This window comes from Acuticoccus mangrovi (genome assembly GCF_016411865.1).
GTDB lineage: Bacteria > Pseudomonadota > Alphaproteobacteria > Rhizobiales > Amorphaceae > Acuticoccus > Acuticoccus mangrovi.
In genome coordinates, this window is sequence record NZ_JAEKJA010000006.1 from 123,935 (window position 1) to 141,749 (window position 17,815).

Below are 17,815 nucleotides of genomic sequence, written 5' to 3' on the forward strand. Positions count from 1 at the left end.
GGGAAGCGGCGGGCGCTGCGCGCTCCGCCCTGCCTTCCGCCGGGGATCGGCCTACGCGGCCTCGGCGCCGACGAAGAGGATCAGGTGGGAGAGGCTGTCGGCGTCGAGGCCCTCGGTGGCGCGCTCCAGCACCGTGCGGCCGGCGCGCAGGATCGTGACGCTGTCGGCGACGGCCACCACGTCGGCCATGTTGTGGCTGATGAGGATGACGGTGACGCCCTGCTCGCGCAGCCGGCGGATCAGGGCGAGCACCTGCGCCGTCTCGCGCACGCCGAGCGCGGCGGTGGGCTCGTCCATGATGATCGTCTCGGCCTTCCAGCGCAGCGCCCGGCAGATGGCGACCGCCTGGCGCTGGCCGCCGGAGAGGGTGTCGACCGGCACCGTCATGTCGGTGATCGCCGAGTTGAGCTGGGCGAGGAACTCCGCCGACCGCGCGATCATCGCGCGGCGCCGCAGCACCGGCACGCCGAGGATGCGGCGCGTCAGCTCCGACCCCATGAAGATGTTCTGGTAGATCGCCATGCGCGGGGCGAGGCCGAGGTCCTGGTGGATCGTGGCGATGCCCGCCGCGAGGGCGGCGTGGGGGTCGGCGAAGTGCACCGGCCGCCCGTCCACCGAGATCTCGCCGCCGTCGGGCGCCTCCACCCCCGAGATCAGCTTGATGAGGGTGGACTTGCCGGCGCCGTTGTCGCCGCACACCGCGTGCACCGTGCCGCGCCTGACGGTGAGGTCGGCGCCGCGCAAGGCTTCCACGGCGCCGTAGGTCTTGGTGGCGCCGCGGACGCGAAGGGCCTCGCTCGTCGCAAGGCCCGGCGCGGCTGCCGCGTCGGTGAGGCTCACTCGGTGAACTCGTCGACGTTCGATTGATCGACCAGCACCGCGTTCATGTAGAGATAGGGGCCGCTGGCGACGGCATCGACCGGCTCGCCGCCCACCGCGATGCGGTCGATCGCCTCCACGGCGGCCGCGCCCATCGCCTCGAAGGGGATCGCCACGCTCGCCATCAGCATGGAGTCGGGCGAGGCGATGCGGCGGAAGGTCTCCTTGCCGCCGTCCACCGAGACGAGCACCACATCGCCCTTCGACATGCCCTGCTCGGCGAGGAGGTCGTCGATGATGAAGGCCTGACCGTCGAACGACGCCCAGATGCCGTCGAAGTTGCCGGCGTTCTGCAGGATCAGCGCGCTCATGCCGTTGCGCACGTCGTCCTGCCAGGACTGGGTGCGGGCCATGGAGTGGCTGCCGACCTCTTCGACGGCGGTGTTCTCCGACAGCACCACGTCGAGCACCTTGCCGCGGATGCGGGTGCCGACGTTGGATTCGAAGCGCTGCGTCAGGATCTTGCCCTCGTAGTTGAGCTGACCGAGGAGGTAGAGGGCGGCCTCGGCGCCGACGGCGTACTCGTTCACCTGGATGTCGAAGAGCGCGTAGGGGGAGGAGCCGCTCATCACCGTGATGAGGGGGATGCCGGCGTCGGACACGGCCTCCATCTGGGCGTCGAACTGCACCGGCTTCGACATCGCGAGGATGATGGCGTCGACGCCGCGCTGCACCAGGTTCTCGATCTGCTCGGCGTGGGTGGGCAGGGCGCCGTTGGAGTTGAGCACCGTCACGTCCCAACCCTTCTCCTTGGCGGCGGCCTCGGCGGCGTTGGCGACGCGGGCGTGGGTCTCGGCCGACATCTGGAAGGCGACGATGCCGAGCTCGAAAGCGTCGGCGGTGGTGGCATGGGCGCCCGCGAGGGCGAGCGCGCCGGCCGCGAGAAGGTGTTTCAGCGTCATGGACATGTCTCTCGTTGGGGGTGGGTCATCATACCGAGAAGGCCGCCTTCTTGAGGACGCTCGCCGAGACGCTGACGGAGCCGATCACGATCAGCCCGAGCATGATGTCCTGGAGATAATAGGGCGCGCCGAGGAGGACGAGGCCGTTGTCGAGCACGCTGATGATCAGCGCGCCCACGAAAGTGCCGGCGATGTTGGGCCGGCCCGGCTCGAACATCGTCATGCCGAGGAGGACGGCGGCGATGGCGTTGAGGAGATAGTCGCCGGCCATCTGCGGGGCCGCCGAGGAGAGGCTCGCGACGAGGAGGACGGCGGCGATCCCCGCCGCGAGGCCCGACAGGGTGAGGCCGATGCGCTTCATGCGCCGCGTCGCGATGCCGGCCCGGTGCGCCGCCTCGGTCGCCTCGCCGGTTGCGAGCATGTGCACCCCGAGCGGCGTCTTGCGCGACACGAACCATCCCGCGATCACCACCGCCGCCATGAAGAAGATGAGCACCGGCACCGGCCCCACCTTGCCGCGTGCGAGCGACAGGAACACCGGATCCCACCGCCCCACGAAGGCGACGCCGCCCGTCAGCATGAAGGCGAGGCCGCCGGCTATCGAGGCGGTGCCGAGGGTCGCGATCAGCGAGGGGACCTTGGCGACCGTCACCACGAGGCCGTTGACGTAGCCGGCGACGAGGCCGACGGCGAGCCCCGCGAGGGCGGCGAGCGGCCAGGCGATGCCGGAATAGATCATGCCACCCGTCACCACCGCCGCGAGGCTCGCGATGTTGGCGAAGGAGAGGTCGAGCTCGGAGGTGATGAGGGCGAACGTGAAGCCGACCGCGAGGATGGTGAGAAAGCTCGTATTCTTCAATACGTTGAGCATGTTGGCGCTCGACGCGAAGTTGCGGGCGAAGAGGATCAGCACCACGAGGATGACGAGCCCCGTGATCGCCGTTCCATACTTCGCGATGATGGTCTTCACGATCCGCTTCTCGCCATCTGGCCGATCGGCGGGATGAGCTCCAGCCCGCCGGTGACAGGGATCACCGCCCCGGTGACGAAGGCGGCGCGGGGCGACATCAGAAAAGCCGCGACCTCGGCGACGTCCTCCGGCTCGCCGAGCCGGCGCAGCGGGGTGCGGGCCGACGCCGCCTTCTCCAGCTTTCCGAAAGCCTCGCCCGGGAAGGCGCCGCGCAACATGTTGGTCGCGATGATGCCGGGGGCGATGGCATTCGCCCGCCCGCCGTGGGGGCCGAGCGTCTGGGCGATGTTGAACACCATCGTGTTGACCCCGCCCTTCGCGGCGCCGTAGGCGGGGTTGGCGCCGCCGGAGAGCCAGGCGATGGAGGAGATGAACACCATCGCCCCGCCGCGCCCGCCGGCGATCAGCGCCCGCGCCACGGCACGCGCCATGCGGTGGGCCGAGCCGATGTTGATGTCCATCACGCGGTCCCAGTCGGCGTCCTCCTGGTCGGGAAAGCCGGCGACGTGGGAGGTGCCGGCGCAGTGGACGAGCCCGTCGACGCGGCCGAACCGGCCGAGGGCGTCGGCGACGATCGCCTCGGGCGCGGCGCGGTCGGCGAGATCGTGGGGCACGAAGACGTCGTCCTCGCCGAGGGTTCCCTCGGGCGGGGCGGGCTCGGCGAGGCCGGTGGCGAAGACGCGCCATCCGTCTCGCCGCAGCGCCACCGCGGTGGCCGCGCCGATGCCGCCGTTGGCGCCGGTCAGGATGGCGACGGGGGTCTCGCTCACGCCGCTCTCTGCGGAATGGAGACGGGAGAGGCGGGGTGATGGGGCATCGGGAACGTCCTCGGGTCGTGGCGGCAATGTTAGCGTGCGTCGTCGAAGCGCGCGAGACGGCGGGAGAGGTCGGCGAGGCGGTCGTGGGCCTTGCCGAAGAGCGGGAAGAGGGCGTCGGCGCGCCGCATCGCCTCCGGCGAGGGGGCGAAGAGGGTGCTGTCGCCGGAACGGTCCGCCGCCGCCGCGAGCGAGGGGGCGAGGCCGAGGCCGACGCGGGCGATGGCGAATGCGCCGGCGAGCCCCATCTCGCGGCCTCCGAAGGTGCGCACCGGGCGGCCGAGCACGTCGGCGCGGATCTGGCTCCAGGTGTCGGAAAGGGCGCCGCCGCCGGCGATGCGCACCTCGTCGGCGCGGCAGCCCGTCGCCGCCTCGGCGCGCCCGAGCACGGTGCGGTTGACGAACGCGACCCCCTCCATCACCGCCCGCACCATGTCGCCGGGCCCGTGGCTCGCCGAGAGGCCGACGAAGGCGGCGCGCAGATCGGCGTCCCAATGGGGCACGCGCTCGCCGTGGAGGAAGGGCAGGAAGAGGAGCGGCTCGGGGCTCACGGGCTGCGCGAGGAGCGCGGCGAGTCGGTCGGCGAAGGGCGCCTCGCCCGGCGCGAGGCGGTCGACGATGAAGGCGAGGGCGTTCGCCCCGTTCTGCCCCGGCCCGCCGATCTGCCACATGCCGGCGCCCCAAGGCAGGGTGATCAGCCCTTCGGCCGGGGCGGCGCGGTCGGCGATGAGGCCGAACACCTCCGAGGAGCCGGAGATGCAGTAGGCGCGCCCGGGCGTCAGCGCGCCGAGGCCGGCGACGGCGGTCCAGGTGTCGTTGGAGCCTGAGAGGACGCGTGCGCCGGCGAGCCGGCCGAGCGCGCCCGGCAGGCCCGGCCGGACGGTGCCGACGACGTCGGTGGGCGTGCCGATCGGCGGCAGGATCGACGAGGCGATGCCGAGGCGCGGGCCGAGCGGGTCGTCGCCGCGCATGACGCCGAGGAGCTGGTGCATCGAGATGGCGTCGGAGCGTGCGGTGCCGGTGAGGGCGAAGTTGATCGCGTCTTTCGGCTCGAGCACCAGCCGCGTGGCGGCCCAAGTCGATGGCTCGTGGGCGCGCACCCACAGGAGCCGGGCGAGGGGGTGGAAGGGATTGAGGCCGGCCGTGCCCGGATGGTCGACGCCGGCGAGCGCCTCGCGCAGCACGTCGCCGGCGCGCGCGTCGCGAAAGCCGATCGCGGGACGCAGCACCGCGCCGTCGCCGTCGAGGAGCACTTGGGTCCGGGTGAGGCCGCAGACCGCGACGGCCGTGACGGCGGCAAGATCCGCCTCGGCGCCGAGGCGCTCCGCGACCTCCCCGAGGGCGGCCCACCACCTGCCGACGTCGGCCTCCGAGCGCCCGCTGCCGTCCTCGTCGAACGCGAGGGCGGCGCTCGCTTCGGCGAGGATGGCGCCGTCGTCGCCGAAGAGGGCGGCCTTCATGCCGGAGCCGCCGAGATCGACGGCGAGGATGGTGTTCACAGGGGCGCGGCCTTGGGCGGGATGGCGGACGACATGCCGGAGCGCGGCGGGGGGACGAACGCTGGCATGACGCTCCGTCGGGGTCGGAGGGGCGGACGGTGGCGCCCGACCTTACGATGTTGCAACCCGACAGGCCAGATTTCCACGGCCGCACCGTCGCGGTGCGGCTGCGCGCCGCGACCCCCGCCCCAGCCGAGCGAAACCTCGCCGAGGCGAGCCCGGGCGAACGAAGAGACGCCCCGGAGGTTGAGCATCGAGGCGGGATCTGGGAAGGGATGGGCGACACGAAGGGGGCTCGGCACCGCCATGGCGGACGGGGCGGACGGCATGCGTGAGGATGCGGTGCTCGACTGGCTGGTGCGCGAGGGGCTCGCCGGCACGGCCGAGGTCGCCCTTCTGGAAGGCTTCTGCGAGCGCTGCATCGCGGCGGGCCTGCCGCTCGCCCGCAGCACGGTGTTCGTCGACATGCTCGACCCCAGCCTCGAAGGCCGTGGCGCCGCCTGGCGGGACGACGCGCCGGCCTACGGCTTCGAATATGGCAGCACCCGGGAGGGGGAGGGGCAGGACGCCTGGCAGCGCACGCCCTTCTTCACCCTCTACGAAGCCGGCGGTGGCGAGATGCGGGTGCGGCTCGGCGAGGGGGAGCGGACCGCCTCGCGGATGCTCGAAAGCCTCGCCGAGGAGGGGATGACCGACTACGTCGCCCACGTCTGCCGCATCCCCGACGACACGGTGATCGGCGAGATGGACGGCGTCTTCCTGCACTTCGCGACGCGCGCCGAGGGAGGCTTTTCCGAGGCGGGGCTCGCGCGCCTGCGCCGTCTCGTTCCGGCGCTGGCGCTCGCCTTGAAGTCGCTCGCCCTCGCGCGGGTGGCGCGCACGCTGGCGCACGTCTATCTCGGCCATGGCGCGGCGCGGACGGTGCTGCACGGCAGCATCCTGCGCGGCCTCGCCGAGCGGATCGACACGGTGCTCTGGTTCTCCGACCTGCGCGGCTACACCCAGATCGCCGAGCGGGCGGACCCGACCGAGCTCATCCCGCTCCTCAACGCCTACGCCGCGGCGGCGATCACCGCCGTGCACGGGGCGGGCGGCGAGACGCTGAAGTTCATCGGCGACGGCGTGCTCGCCGTGTTCCGCGACGGCGACCGGGCGGACTGCGCGCGCCGGGCGCTCGACGCGGAGGCTCACTTCCGCGGCCTCGTGCGCGAGGTGTCGGCGGCGCGCCGGACGGAGGGTAAGCCCGCCACCTCCGCCTACGTCGCCCTCCATGTGGGCGAGGTCTACTACGGCAACATCGGCGCCCGCGAGAGGCTCGACTTCACCGTTGTCGGACCGGCGGTGAACGAGGTGAGCCGCATCGCCGCGATGTCGCGCTCGGTCGACCGCGATCTTCTGGTGTCGGAGGCCTTCCACGACGCGCTGGCCGCGGACCTTCGCGAGCGCTTCGTCTCGGCCGGCCGCTTCGTGCTGCGCGGGGTCGGCGAGGCGCAGCACCTCTTCACGCTCGATCCGGCGCTCAAATCCGGCTGAGCGCGTCAGGCGGGAGGGGTCGCCGGCTCGCCGCCGAGGCTCGCGGTGAGGTCCGCGGCCGCGGCGATCACGCGGGCGCCGATCTCGGGCACCCGCTCCGCCGTGAGGCGCATCGCAAGGCCCGACACCGAGATGGCGCACACCGCCTCGCCCTGCGGCGAGAACACGGCGGCCGCGATGCAGCGCAGCCCCGCGAGATATTCCTCGTCGTCCACCGCGTAGCCGCGGGCGCGGGTCGCGGCGATGTCGGCCATCGCCGCGCCGTCCTCGACGAGGCTCTTCGCCGTCATCGCGCCGAGGCCGTGGCGGGCGATGAAGTCGCTCACCTCCGCATCGGGCCAGGTGGCAAGGATCGCCTTGCCCATGCCGGAGCAGAAGGCCGGCACCACGCCGCCCGGCGGCGAGATCGCCCGCATGATCTCCCGGCTTTCCACCTGGCTCACCGTGACGAGGCGGCCGCCCTCCAAGACGCCGAGATTGGCCGTCTCGCGGGTCGCGTCGCGCAGACGGCGCAGGTGCGGCAGCGCCGGGGCCACGAAGTTGCGGCGTCGGCCGAAGGCGGCCCCCACGGCGAACGCCTCGCGGCCGACATTCCACAGCGCGGCATCGGGGTCGAACTGGGCGAAGCCGTGCTGCTCCAGCGTGGTGAGGAGGCGATGGGTGGTGGAGACGGCGAGCCCCGCCTCACGCGCGAGGGTGGAGACGCGCATACCTTCCTCCGTCCGGCCGAGCAGGCTCAACAGCGTCAGCGCCCGTCCCACCGACTGCACGCCGCCCTTTGCTTCCGTCATCGGCATCTCCTTTCCGCATGATGGAAAACATTTCCATCGCCGATGCACAACGCCGGCGCGTGCGTTACCACCGACCAAAACCAGAAAGGACGGCCATGACCGACTATGTGGACCGCCACGGCCTCAGCGTGGCCGCGCCGCTTGCGGCGCTGATCGAGAACGAGGTGCTGACGGGCGTTTCAGCCGACGACTTTTGGCGCGGCTACGCGGCCCTTCTGCGCGATCTGGTGCCCGAGAACCGCCGTCTCCTCGCCGAGCGCGACCGCCTCCAGGCGGCGATCGACGAATGGCACGCCGCGCGGGTCGGCCAGCCCTACGACACCGCGGCCGAGATCGCCTTCCTGAAGGAGATCGGCTATCTGGTGCCCGAGCCCGCCCCCTTCACCATCGGCACCGAGAATGTCGACCCCGAGATCTGCGAGATCGCCGGGCCGCAGCTCGTGGTGCCGGTGTCGAACGCCCGCTTCGCGCTCAACGCCGCCAACGCCCGCTGGGGCAGCCTCTACGATGCGCTCTACGGCACCGACGCGCTGCCCGGCGCGCCGAAGGGCCCGGGCTACGATCCGCAGCGGGGCGCCGAGGCCGTCGCCTGGGCGGCGGATTTTCTCGACCGTGCCGTGCCGCTCGAAGGTGCCTCCCACGCCGACGTGACCGCCTATCGGCGCGACGGCGACGCCTTCGTCGCCGACACGAAGGCGGGCACCGTGCCGCTCGCCGATCCGGCGGGCTTCGTCGGCAGCCGGACGGACGGCGGGCGGACCGGGTATGTGCTCGCCCACCACAATCTCCACGTCGAGCTCGTGGTGGACCCCTCGGGCCCGGTGGGGGCGGCCCATCCCGCGGGGCTCGCCGACGTGGTGCTCGAGGCCGCGATCACCGCCATCCAGGACTGCGAGGATTCGGTCGCGGCGGTCGATGCCGAGGACAAGGTGCTCGTCTATCGCAACTGGCTCGGCCTCATGAACGGCGACCTCGAGGAGACCTTCGAGAAGGGTGGCCGCATGATGACGCGCCGGCTCAACCCGGACGTGACGCTCGACGCGGTCGGCGGCGGCACGCTGACGCTGCCCGGTCGCGCGCTGCTTCTGGTGCGCAATGTCGGCCACCTCATGACCACCGACGCGGTGCTTCTCGACGGCGAGGAGACGCCCGAGGGCATGCTCGACGCCGCCGTGACGGTCGCCGCGGCGATGCACGACCTCAACAAGACCTCCGGTCCGCGCAACTCGCGCGCCGGCTCCGTCTACGTGGTCAAGCCCAAGATGCACGGGCCGGAGGAGGTCGCCTTCGCCGACACTCTCTATGGCCGCGTCGAGGAGATCCTGGGCCTGCCGAAGAACACCGTGAAGCTCGGCGTGATGGACGAGGAGCGCCGCACCTCGGCGAACCTTCTGGCGGCGATGGCCGCCACCAAGGACCGCCTGGTGTTCATCAACACCGGCTTCCTCGATCGTACCGGCGACGAGATCCACACCGCGATGAAGGCGGGGCCGGTCATCCCGAAGACGGAGATGAAGGACGCGCCCTGGCTGAAGGCCTACGAGGACGGCAACGTGGATGCGGGCCTTGCCGCCGGCATGCGCGGGCGCGGCCAGATCGGTAAGGGCATGTGGGCGAAGCCCGACGCCATGGCCGAGATGCTGGAGGCGAAGATCGGCCACCCGATGGCCGGCGCCAACACCGCCTGGGTGCCTTCGCCGACGGCGGCGACGCTGCACGCGACGCACTACCATCAGGTCGACGTGAAGGCCCGCCAGGAGGAGATCGCCTCGCGCGCCCCCGCCTCCAAGACGGTGCTTCTGACGCCGCCCCTCCTCGCCGGCCGCAACCTCGAGAGCGAGACGGTGAAGCGCGCCCTCGACGACAGCGCCCAGTCGATGCTCGGCTACGTTGTGCGCTGGGTCGACCAGGGCATCGGCTGCTCCAAGGTGCCCGACATCAACGACGTGGGGCTGATGGAGGATCGCGCGACCCTGCGCATCTCCGCCCAGCTCCTCGCCAACTGGCTGATGCACGGGGTGATCACCGAGGAGGAGGTCGACGACGCGCTGCGCCGCATGGCGGTGAAGGTCGACGCCCAGAACGCCGGCGATCCCGCCTATCGGGCAATGGCGCCGGGCTACGACGGTCCCGCCTTCGCGGCGACGCGCGCTCTCATCCTCGACGGCGCCAAGGAGCCGTCGGGCTACACCGAGCCGATCCTGCACCGCTACCGCCGTACCGCGAAGAAGATGGAGTCCGTCTGATGCTCACCACCACTCGGCTCGATGCCGCGGACGCGCGCATCCTCATAGAAGGCGCGGCCGCCAAGGCGCGCGAGATCGGCCGTCCGATGAACATCGCCATCACCTGCGACGACGGCCACCTCATCGCCTTCGAGAGGATGGACGGGGCGAAGATCACCTCGATCACCATCGCCATCGACAAGGCGTTCACCGCGGCGGCGGCGCGCGCGGCGACCCACGACATCGGCGCCGGCTGTCAGCCCGGCGGCCCGGCTTGGGGTCTCGCCAACGCGGTCGGGGGCCGGCTGATCGTGGTGGGCGGGGGCATGCCCGTGGTGGTCGACGACGTGGTGGTCGGCGGCATCGGCGTCTCATCGGGCACACCGATGCAGGACCGCGAGGTGGCCGAGGCGGGCCTTGCGGCCTTCTTCGCCGCGCGCTGACCGCCCGCGAACTCTGGAGCCCGGCGAGAAAGCGGCGGATCGCGCATCCGCCGCTCCTGCCGCGCCGAGCCGGGTTCTAAGCGCCGCACTCCATGGGATTGTTGGCGAGGAATTCGTAGATCTCCTCGTTGCTCACCGCGCGCACCGGCGTCGCGATCGACCAGGCATGGCCGAACGGATCCTCGACGAGGCCGTAGCGGTCGCCCCAGAACATCTCGGACACCGGCAGCCTGACGGTGGCGCCGGCCTCGGCGGCCCGGGCGACCGCCGCGTCGGCGTCGGGAACGGTGAGGTGGATCGTGACCGGCGAGCCGCCCAGCGTCTTCGGGCCGAGCGCGCCCCACGCGGGGACCTCGTCGACGAGCATCACCGACGAGCCGTTGATCGTCAGCAACGCGTGCATGATCGCCCCGTTCTGGCCTTCGATGCGGCGGACCTCCTCGGCGCCGAAGGCCTTCTCGTAGAAGGCGATCGCCGCGGCCGCGTCGGCGCACACGAGGTGCGGCGTGACCGGGTGGATCGGGGCGGCGGACGTGTCGTTCATCTCGGCCATGGTGGTCTCCCTCTTGCCGTGCCGGTTGCTCCGGCGTTTGCTCATATAGATTGATATCAATATAATGGCGACATGATGTCAACCGCACCCGAGATTCCGTTCGAGACGACGCTCTTCGTGAGGGATCATTGTCTCTGTCTTCACCTGCAGCGGGCGGCGCGCGCGCTGGCGCGCCGGTTCGACGCGGCGTTGAAGCCGGTGGGGCTCACCAACGGGCAGTTCTCCTTGCTGATGTCGCTCAATCGTCCGCAGCCGCCACGCATGGGCGAGGTGGCGAGCGTCCTCGCCATGGATTCCACCACCCTGACGGCGGCGATGAAGCCGCTGCTGCGGCGCGCTCTGGTGGAGATGCGGCCCGACGAGAAGGATCGTCGCTCGCGCCGCGTCGCCCTCACCGACGCGGGGAGGGCGCTGCTCGCCGAGGCTCTGCCGATCTGGCGCGAGACCCACGCCGAGATCGACGCGCTCCTCGCCGGCGTCGGCGCGGGAGACGGCGAGCCGCTTCGCCAGACGCTGCGGGCGATCCTGTAGCGCACGCCCGGCCGAGGGGTGCGCGATGGGGACGGATCGAGGGCGCGACAACGCGAACGGAGCATCGCGTTGACAGCGTCGGGGCGTCACTGCTAGGTGCTTATAGCGGACGCATAGTGCGTCTAGCAGACATATAAGGCCCGGCGGCGATCGTCCGCACAAGGCCGACCCCGGATCGTCCGATCCGGATGAGGGAAGGAGACGAGATGGCGTCCGACGCGCAACAGAGCTTGCCGCTTGCGGGCATTCGCGTCGTTGAGTTCGCGCACATGGTGATGGGTCCGACCTGCGGGCTGGTCCTCGCCGACCTCGGTGCCGAGGTGATCAAGATCGAACCCGTCGGAGAGGGCGACAAGACGCGCCGGCTGACGGGGTCCGGCACAGGCTTCTTCCCGACCTACAACCGCAACAAGAAGAGCCTCGCCGTCGACATCAAGTCGGAGGCCGGCCGCGAGGCGGTGCTGAAGCTGATCGACACCGCCGACGTCTTCGCCGAGAATTTCCGTCCCGGCGCCATGGACCGTGCGGGCTTCGGCTACGAAACCCTCTCAGAGCGCAACCCGCGTCTCGTCTACGTGTCCCACAAGGGCTTCCTCGACGGACCCTACCAGGACCGCACCGCCCTCGACGAGGTGGTGCAGATGATGACGGGCCTTGCTTACATGACCGGCCTGCCGGGTCGGCCGCTACGGGCCGGCGCATCGGTCAACGACGTGATGGGCGGCATGTTCGGCGCCATCGCGACGCTCGCGGCGCTGCGCCGTCGCGACGCCACCGGCAAGGGCGAGTTCGTCACCTCCGGCCTCTTTGAGAATTCAGTGTTCCTCGTCGGCCAGCACATGGCCCAGGCGGAAATCACCGGGCAGAAGCTCAACCCGATGTCGGTGCGCTCGCCGGCGTGGGGCATCTACGACATCTTCGAGACCTCCGACGGGGAGATGGTGTTCGCCTCCGTCGTCACCGACATCCAGTGGCGCAAGTTCTGCGACGAGTTCGAGCTTCCCGAGCTCGCTGCCGATCCCGATCTCGACACCAACCCCAAGCGCTGCGCGGCGCGGCCGACGCTGATCCCCCGCGTCGCCGAGATCCTCGCGCGCTATACCAAGGCGGACCTCATCGATCGCCTCGCCCGCGCCGGTCTCCCCCATGCCGACGTCGCAACCCCCGAGGCGATGATCGACGACCCGCATCTCAAGGCGTCCGACGGTCTCGTCGAGGTCACCCTCGACGAAGGCAAGTCCATCGTCGTGCCGGCGCTTCCCGTCGCCTTCTCCGGCGAGCGGCTGCACGCCTATTCCGATCTGCCGGGCATCGGCGAGCACGGACCCGCGCTTCTCGCCGACATCGGCTACTCCGCCGAGGAGATCGCCGAGCTCACCGACGCCGGCGTGATCTCCGTGTCGACGAGGAAGCGCTGATGTCCCTCTACCCGCCACCCGAATTGATCCAGGCCGAGCCCTTCTTCCGCGTGCCCGATGCGCTGCGCATCAAGAACACGGCACCCGACTGGGCCCGCGCCAACAAGCCGGGCCACATGCTCGACTGCTTCCTGGAAGGACCGTCGTTCGACAAGGACGGCAACCTCTGGCTCACCGACATTCCCTACGGGCGCATCTTCAAGGTGACACCGTCCGGCGACTGGAGCGTCGTCGCCGAGTATGACGGCTGGCCCAACGGGCTGAAGCTTCATCCGGACGGCAGCGCCTGGCTCGCCGACTATCGCCACGGCATCATGCGGCTCGATCCGGCGACGGGTGAGGTGAAGCCAGTCCTCACCCACCGCTATTCGGAGCACTTCCGCGGCTGCAACGATCTGGTCTTCGACAGCGCCGGCCGCCTCTACTTCACCGACCAGGGCCAGAGCGGCCTGCACATGCCCAACGGGCGCGTCTATCGCTATGATCCCGCGAGCGAGGTGCTCGACCTCCTGATCGACACCGGCCAGAGCCCCAACGGTCTCGTCCTCAACCTCAAGGAAGACGTGCTGTTCGTCGCGATGACGCGCGGCAACTCCGTCTGGCGCCTGCCGCTGATGGCGGACGGCGGGGTGTCGAAGGTCGGCATCTTCATCCAGCTCTCCGGTGGCCTTTCGGGGCCGGACGGCCTCGCTCTCGACGAGAGCGGTGGCGTTTGGATCGCCCACGCCGGCAACGGCTGCGTGTGGGGTTTCTCCGCCATGGGCGAGCCCAAGTGGCGCATCGTCGGCGGTAAGGGTCTCACCACCACCAACATCGCGTTCGGCGGGGAGGGGAACCGCTACGTCTACGTGACCGAGTCGGACACGGGCACCGTGCTGCGCGCCGAGGTGCCGGTGGCGGGCCGGCCGATGTATTCCCACACGGGTGAGTAGCATGACAATCGACGGAACCGCCCCTGCCGCCTTCGACGAGCTGATGGCTCTGCGCGACCGCTCCGCCCCGCCTGCGGGCGAGGTGACGATCGTGCCCGGCGACACCATTCTGCCCTCGCGCTTTCTGATCGGCGAGACCGCCGCCTCGATCATGAGCGCCATCGGCATCGTCCTCTCCGACATCCACGAGGATGCGCGCGGCAAGCGGCTGCCCTTCACCATCAATCGCCGGCACCTCGAGGCGAACCTGATGGCCGACCGCTTCGCCGCGATTCGTGGCGGCGACGGCGCGCTGACCCAGGCCCCGCAGGATCCGTGGATGGACAAGATGCGGCAGTGCACGCAGCCCTTCCGTACGGCCGACGGGCGCTATTTCCTCCCGCATCTCAACCTCGACCACCTGAAGGCGCGTGTCCTCGGGGTGCTCCAGGCCGAGGACGAGGTGGACGACATCGTCGCCGCCGTCGCCCGCCGCAACGCGCTGGAGCTCGAGGACGAGATCGCCGCCGCCCGCGCCTGCGGCGGCATGGTGCGCACCGAGGCCGAGTGGCTCGCCCATCCGCACGGCGCCCACCTCGCGGCAATGCCGGTCGTGAGGATCACGAGGGTGGGCGACGGGCCGAAGATCCCGCTCGGCGAGGGGGCTCGCCTCCTCTCCGGCGTGCGCGTGCTCGACCTGACGCGGATCCTCGCCGGCCCCGTCGCCGCCCGCACGCTGGCGGAGGAGGGGGCGGACGTCCTGATGGTCACCGCTCCTCACCTGCCGCAGGTCCCCCAGCACGTGCGCGACACGAGCCACGGCAAGCGCTCAACCTACGCCGACCTCGAGACCGCCGAAGGGCGCGCGACGCTCACCCGCCTCGTGGAGGGGGCCGACGTGTTCTCGCAGGGCTACCGTCCCGGCGTCCTGGAGGCGCGCGGTTTCGGGCCCCACGACCTCGCCCGCATCAAGCCGGGCATGGTGTCGGTGTCGATCACCTGCTTCGGGCCGGACGGGCCGTTCTCCGACCGCGCCGGATGGGAGCAGGTGGCGCAGGTCGTCACCGGCATCGCCGCCGCCAACGGTGGCGATGGTCCGCCGAAGCTCATCCCCGTGCCGGCATGCGACTACATGACGGGCTATCTCGGGGCCTACGGCGCCCTCGTCGCGCTCTCCCGCCGGGCGCACGAAGGCGGCAGCTGGCACGTCGACGTGTCGCTCTGCCAGGCCGGCATGATGCTCCTGCGCCAGGGCGTCCTGCCCGAAGAGCGCCCCGTGGTGCCGCTGACCGAGGCCGAGCTCGCCGCCTTCCGCACCGAGACCGACACGCCATACGGCGACCTCGTGCACCTCAAGCCGGTGCTCGACATGCCCGGGGCGCCCGCCTACTGGGAGCGCCCCACCACCACCATCGGCGCTCATCCGCCCGAGTGGCTCGCTGCCTGACCGACTTCCGCCTACCGACACAACAACACGCACTGGAGGAATCCATGACTGATCGCCGCACACTCCTGAAGACAGCCGTCGCGCTGAGCGTCGGCTTGCCGCTCGCGTTCGGCGCCAGCATCGCGTCCGCCGCCACGTATCAGGCGATGACCTACCTGAACGTCGCCGAGAAGCCGGGCGTGCGCGGTCTCCAGCACATCGTCGACAAGGTCGCAGAAGCCTCCGACGGCAGCATCACCTTCCAGATCAATCTCGCCGGCTCGCTGTCGATCAAGGCGTCCGACACCACCCAGGCGCTGGGCGACGGCGTCGTGCAGCTCGCGGACAACCAGTATTATCTCGGCGTTGTGCCGATCGCCGGCGTGCTGCGTCTGCCGGCCCTCATCGAGACGCCGGACGAGTACGAGACCGCCTACAAGATCGTCGAGCCCTACATGAAGAAGGGCTTCGATCGCCAGGGCGTGAAGATGATCGGCCACTATCTCTATCCGGAGCAGACGATCTGGGGTGTGGGCTCGATCACCTCGCTCGCCGATCTCCAAGGCAAGAAGATCCGCGTGACCTCGGCCGAGCAGGGCAAGCTCGTCGAAGCCTTCGGCGGCTTCCCGATCACCATCCCCTCGGCGGAAATCGCGCCGGCGATCCAGCGCAACCTGATCGACGGCTTCATCACCGCCTCCGCGGGTGGCGCGCGCACCCTTGCCGAGCTGGTCGAGACCAACTATCGCCTCAACACGTCGACCGTGGACTCCTTCTACATGGTCAACCAGGACTTCTACGACATGCTGCCCCCCGCGGTGCAGACGGCGCTCGACGAAGCCGGCGCGGAAGCTGGTGAACTCGCCTCCAGCCTGCTCGCCGAGGAGGAGCCCGCCTGGACGAAGAAGCACCAGGAGACCGGCGTGACCGTGACCCCGGCCAGCGACGCCGACAAGAAGGCGGCGGTGGAAGCCATGGTGCCGGTGTGGGAAGAGTGGGCGACCAACACCGGCGGCGACGCGCCGGCGGTCCTGGCCGAGATCCGCAAAGCCCTCGGCAAGTAAGATCGAGACACGGGTGGCCGAAACGACCATGCGCATGTTGAAACGCATCCTCGACGGCATCTTCGGCGTCGCCGCGGCGATCGGCGACATCGCCGTCGCCGGAATGGTGATCGTCATGTTTTCCGAGATCGTGATGCGTCAGGGGTTCAACACGTCCCTGCGCGTCGCGGACGAGGTGTCCGGCTATCTCCTCGTTTCGGCCACCTTCTTCGGCCTTTCGGCGGCGATCCGCCGGGGGGCCCTGTTCCGCTTCGAAAATGTCGTGACGGCGCTGCCGTTGGGCTTGAAGCGCATCTATGAGCGCTTTCTCTATCTCCTCGCCTTCGGCGTGGGGGCGGTGCTGTTCTGGCGCCTCTACATCTACACCGCCCGGTCCTTCACCCGTGGCGTCGTGTCCGAGGGCTACTACGCGATCCCGGTCTGGCTGGTGCAGATCGCGATGCCGCTGGGCCTTGCCGTCATGCTGCTCGCGATCCTCGAACGGCTCGTGCGCCCGATCCAGGATCCCGCATCGTGACCAACATTCTCATCGCCATGGCCCTCTTCGGGGTGATGCTGATCGGCGGACTGTGGATTCCGTTCGCCATCGGCCTCACCTCGCTCGTCTACATCTACCTGGTGCAGGGTCCGTTCGGGATGAACGCCATCGGCTTCATCGCCTGGGACGCGACCAACTCCTTCACCCTGACGGCGATCCCGCTGTTCATCCTCCTCGCCGAGCTGTTGATCCGCTCGGGCGTCGCGACCCGCGTCTATGACGGTCTGTCGCGTATGGTGCGCTTCCTGCCGGGCGGGCTCCTGCAGACCAACATCGCGGGCTGCGCCGTGTTCTCCGCCATCTCCGGCTCGTCGGTGGCGACGGCGGCGGGCATCGGCTCCGTCGCCATGCCGCAGCTCCTGGCCCGCGGCTACTCGCGGCCGATGGCGGCCGGCAGCCTCGCCGCAGGTGGTACGCTCGGCATCCTCATCCCGCCGTCGATCGCCATGATCGTCTACGGCTCCTTCACCGAGACCTCGGTGGCCCAGCTCTTCTTCGCCGGCCTGATCCCGGGCCTGATGATGGCCGGCCTGTTCATGCTCTATATCGGCATCCGCGCCATTCTCGTGCCGTCGGTGGCGCCGCGCGAGACGGTGGAGGAGGGCGACCACATTCCGGCACTCTCCTGGCGCACGGCGGCGGACATTCTCCCCTTCGCGGTGCTGATCGGCCTGACGCTCGGCTCGATCTATCAGGGGATCGTGACGCCGACGGAGGCGGCCGCGTTCGGCTGCGTGGTGACGCTCCTCATCGCCGCCATCTGGGGAAAGTTCAACTTCACCGTTCTGCGCGAGAGCCTCCGTGCGGCGATGATCACGTCGGCCTCGCTGATGTTCATCATCCTGTCGGCCCACTTCTTCGCCTATGCCGTCAGCGTCGACGGGCTCGGCCAGCGCCTCACCGACACCCTGCTCGGCATGGACCTGTCGAAGACCCAGCTCCTTTTCGCCATCGTGGTGCTGTTCCTGGTGATGGGCTGCTTCGTGGAGGCGATCGGCATCATGGTGATCACCCTGCCGGTGCTCTATCCGGTGCTGACGGGCTTCGGCATCGACCTCGTGTGGTTCGGGGTGATGATGGTGATCCTCATCGAGATCGGCCAGCTCACCCCGCCGCTCGGGATCAACATCTTCGTCATCCAGGGCATCTGGGACGGGCGATTGCCGGAGGTGATCCGCGGCGTCGTGCCCTTCTTCTTCCTGATGCTCCTGGCGCTGGCACTGGTGTGGATCTTCCCCGACATCGCGACCTACCTGCCTCGCAACATCACCAGTCGCTAGTGGATCGACCGAGCCATTTGAGGCCCGCCTCTCGGTT

17 protein-coding genes are annotated in these 17,815 nt (G+C 70.1%); 10 read left to right on the forward strand and 7 right to left on the reverse strand.

Annotation, left to right across the window (positions count from 1 at the left end):
• Nucleotides 1–51 precede the first annotated feature (51 nt).
• From JCR33_RS08545 to JCR33_RS25490, 5 genes are all read right to left on the reverse strand, one after another.
• Nucleotides 52–840 (reverse strand): ATP-binding cassette domain-containing protein, encoded by a 789-nt coding sequence (locus JCR33_RS08545; protein ID WP_198881633.1) that lies wholly within the window; start codon nucleotides 838–840, stop codon nucleotides 52–54.
• Entirely contained in the window at nucleotides 837–1,781 is a 945-nt protein-coding gene (locus tag JCR33_RS08550; protein WP_198881634.1) for a sugar ABC transporter substrate-binding protein, read from the reverse strand. Before JCR33_RS08550 ends, JCR33_RS08545 begins: the two co-directional genes overlap by 4 nt.
• Before the next feature lie 28 nt (nucleotides 1,782–1,809).
• Nucleotides 1,810–2,751 (reverse strand): ABC transporter permease, encoded by a 942-nt coding sequence (locus tag JCR33_RS08555; RefSeq protein ID WP_198881635.1) that lies wholly within the window; start codon nucleotides 2,749–2,751, stop codon nucleotides 1,810–1,812.
• Nucleotides 2,748–3,521 carry an SDR family NAD(P)-dependent oxidoreductase gene (locus JCR33_RS08560; protein WP_198881636.1) on the reverse strand — a complete coding sequence of 258 codons (774 nt, stop codon included), beginning with the start codon at nucleotides 3,519–3,521 and terminating at the stop codon, nucleotides 2,748–2,750. Before JCR33_RS08560 ends, JCR33_RS08555 begins: the two co-directional genes overlap by 4 nt.
• A gap of 77 nt (nucleotides 3,522–3,598) precedes the next feature.
• Nucleotides 3,599–5,065 carry a xylulokinase gene (locus JCR33_RS25490; protein WP_198881637.1) on the reverse strand — a complete coding sequence of 489 codons (1,467 nt, stop codon included), beginning with the start codon at nucleotides 5,063–5,065 and terminating at the stop codon, nucleotides 3,599–3,601.
• 327 nt (nucleotides 5,066–5,392) lie between these two features.
• On the opposite strand from JCR33_RS25490, the gene JCR33_RS08570 reads away from it, so the two are divergent.
• Complete coding sequence (locus JCR33_RS08570) at nucleotides 5,393–6,598, forward strand: adenylate/guanylate cyclase domain-containing protein (protein WP_198881638.1); 1,206 nt, start codon at nucleotides 5,393–5,395, stop codon at nucleotides 6,596–6,598.
• A 5-nt stretch (nucleotides 6,599–6,603) separates the two neighbouring features.
• Here JCR33_RS08570 and JCR33_RS08575 read toward each other — a convergent pair whose 3' ends face one another.
• Entirely contained in the window at nucleotides 6,604–7,389 is a 786-nt protein-coding gene (locus JCR33_RS08575; protein WP_198881639.1) for an IclR family transcriptional regulator, read from the reverse strand.
• 95 nt (nucleotides 7,390–7,484) lie between these two features.
• Here JCR33_RS08575 and JCR33_RS08580 point away from each other — a divergent pair, with 95 nt between their 5' ends.
• Nucleotides 7,485–9,635: a malate synthase G gene (locus tag JCR33_RS08580; RefSeq protein WP_198881640.1), complete on the forward strand. Its 2,151-nt coding sequence runs from the start codon at nucleotides 7,485–7,487 to the stop codon at nucleotides 9,633–9,635.
• Entirely contained in the window at nucleotides 9,635–10,057 is a 423-nt protein-coding gene (locus tag JCR33_RS08585) for a GlcG/HbpS family heme-binding protein (protein WP_198881641.1), read from the forward strand. Before JCR33_RS08580 ends, JCR33_RS08585 begins: the two co-directional genes overlap by 1 nt.
• Before the next feature lie 76 nt (nucleotides 10,058–10,133).
• Here JCR33_RS08585 and JCR33_RS08590 read toward each other — a convergent pair whose 3' ends face one another.
• Entirely contained in the window at nucleotides 10,134–10,610 is a 477-nt protein-coding gene (locus JCR33_RS08590; protein ID WP_198881642.1) for a VOC family protein, read from the reverse strand.
• A gap of 75 nt (nucleotides 10,611–10,685) precedes the next feature.
• On the opposite strand from JCR33_RS08590, the gene JCR33_RS08595 reads away from it, so the two are divergent.
• The 7 genes from JCR33_RS08595 to JCR33_RS08625 all read left to right on the forward strand — a co-directional run bounded on the left by JCR33_RS08595 (nucleotide 10,686) and on the right by JCR33_RS08625 (nucleotide 17,778).
• Nucleotides 10,686–11,141 (forward strand): MarR family winged helix-turn-helix transcriptional regulator, encoded by a 456-nt coding sequence (locus JCR33_RS08595; protein ID WP_198881762.1) that lies wholly within the window; start codon nucleotides 10,686–10,688, stop codon nucleotides 11,139–11,141.
• Nucleotides 11,142–11,347: 206 nt separating this feature from the next.
• Nucleotides 11,348–12,559, forward strand: a complete 1,212-nt coding sequence (locus tag JCR33_RS08600) for a CaiB/BaiF CoA transferase family protein (protein ID WP_198881643.1) — start codon at nucleotides 11,348–11,350, stop codon at nucleotides 12,557–12,559.
• Complete coding sequence (locus JCR33_RS08605; protein WP_211110165.1) at nucleotides 12,559–13,491, forward strand: SMP-30/gluconolactonase/LRE family protein; 933 nt, start codon at nucleotides 12,559–12,561, stop codon at nucleotides 13,489–13,491. The genes JCR33_RS08600 and JCR33_RS08605 overlap by 1 nt, the downstream gene beginning before the upstream one ends.
• A gap of 1 nt (nucleotide 13,492) precedes the next feature.
• Nucleotides 13,493–14,917 carry a CoA transferase gene (locus tag JCR33_RS08610; protein ID WP_198881644.1) on the forward strand — a complete coding sequence of 475 codons (1,425 nt, stop codon included), beginning with the start codon at nucleotides 13,493–13,495 and terminating at the stop codon, nucleotides 14,915–14,917.
• 44 nt (nucleotides 14,918–14,961) lie between these two features.
• Entirely contained in the window at nucleotides 14,962–15,960 is a 999-nt protein-coding gene (gene dctP / locus JCR33_RS08615) for a TRAP transporter substrate-binding protein DctP (protein ID WP_198881645.1), read from the forward strand.
• A gap of 34 nt (nucleotides 15,961–15,994) precedes the next feature.
• Nucleotides 15,995–16,477: a TRAP transporter small permease gene (locus JCR33_RS08620; protein ID WP_211110166.1), complete on the forward strand. Its 483-nt coding sequence runs from the start codon at nucleotides 15,995–15,997 to the stop codon at nucleotides 16,475–16,477.
• Nucleotides 16,474–17,778: a TRAP transporter large permease gene (locus JCR33_RS08625; RefSeq protein ID WP_198881647.1), complete on the forward strand. Its 1,305-nt coding sequence runs from the start codon at nucleotides 16,474–16,476 to the stop codon at nucleotides 17,776–17,778. Before JCR33_RS08620 ends, JCR33_RS08625 begins: the two co-directional genes overlap by 4 nt.
• Nucleotides 17,779–17,815: the final 37 nt, after the last annotated feature.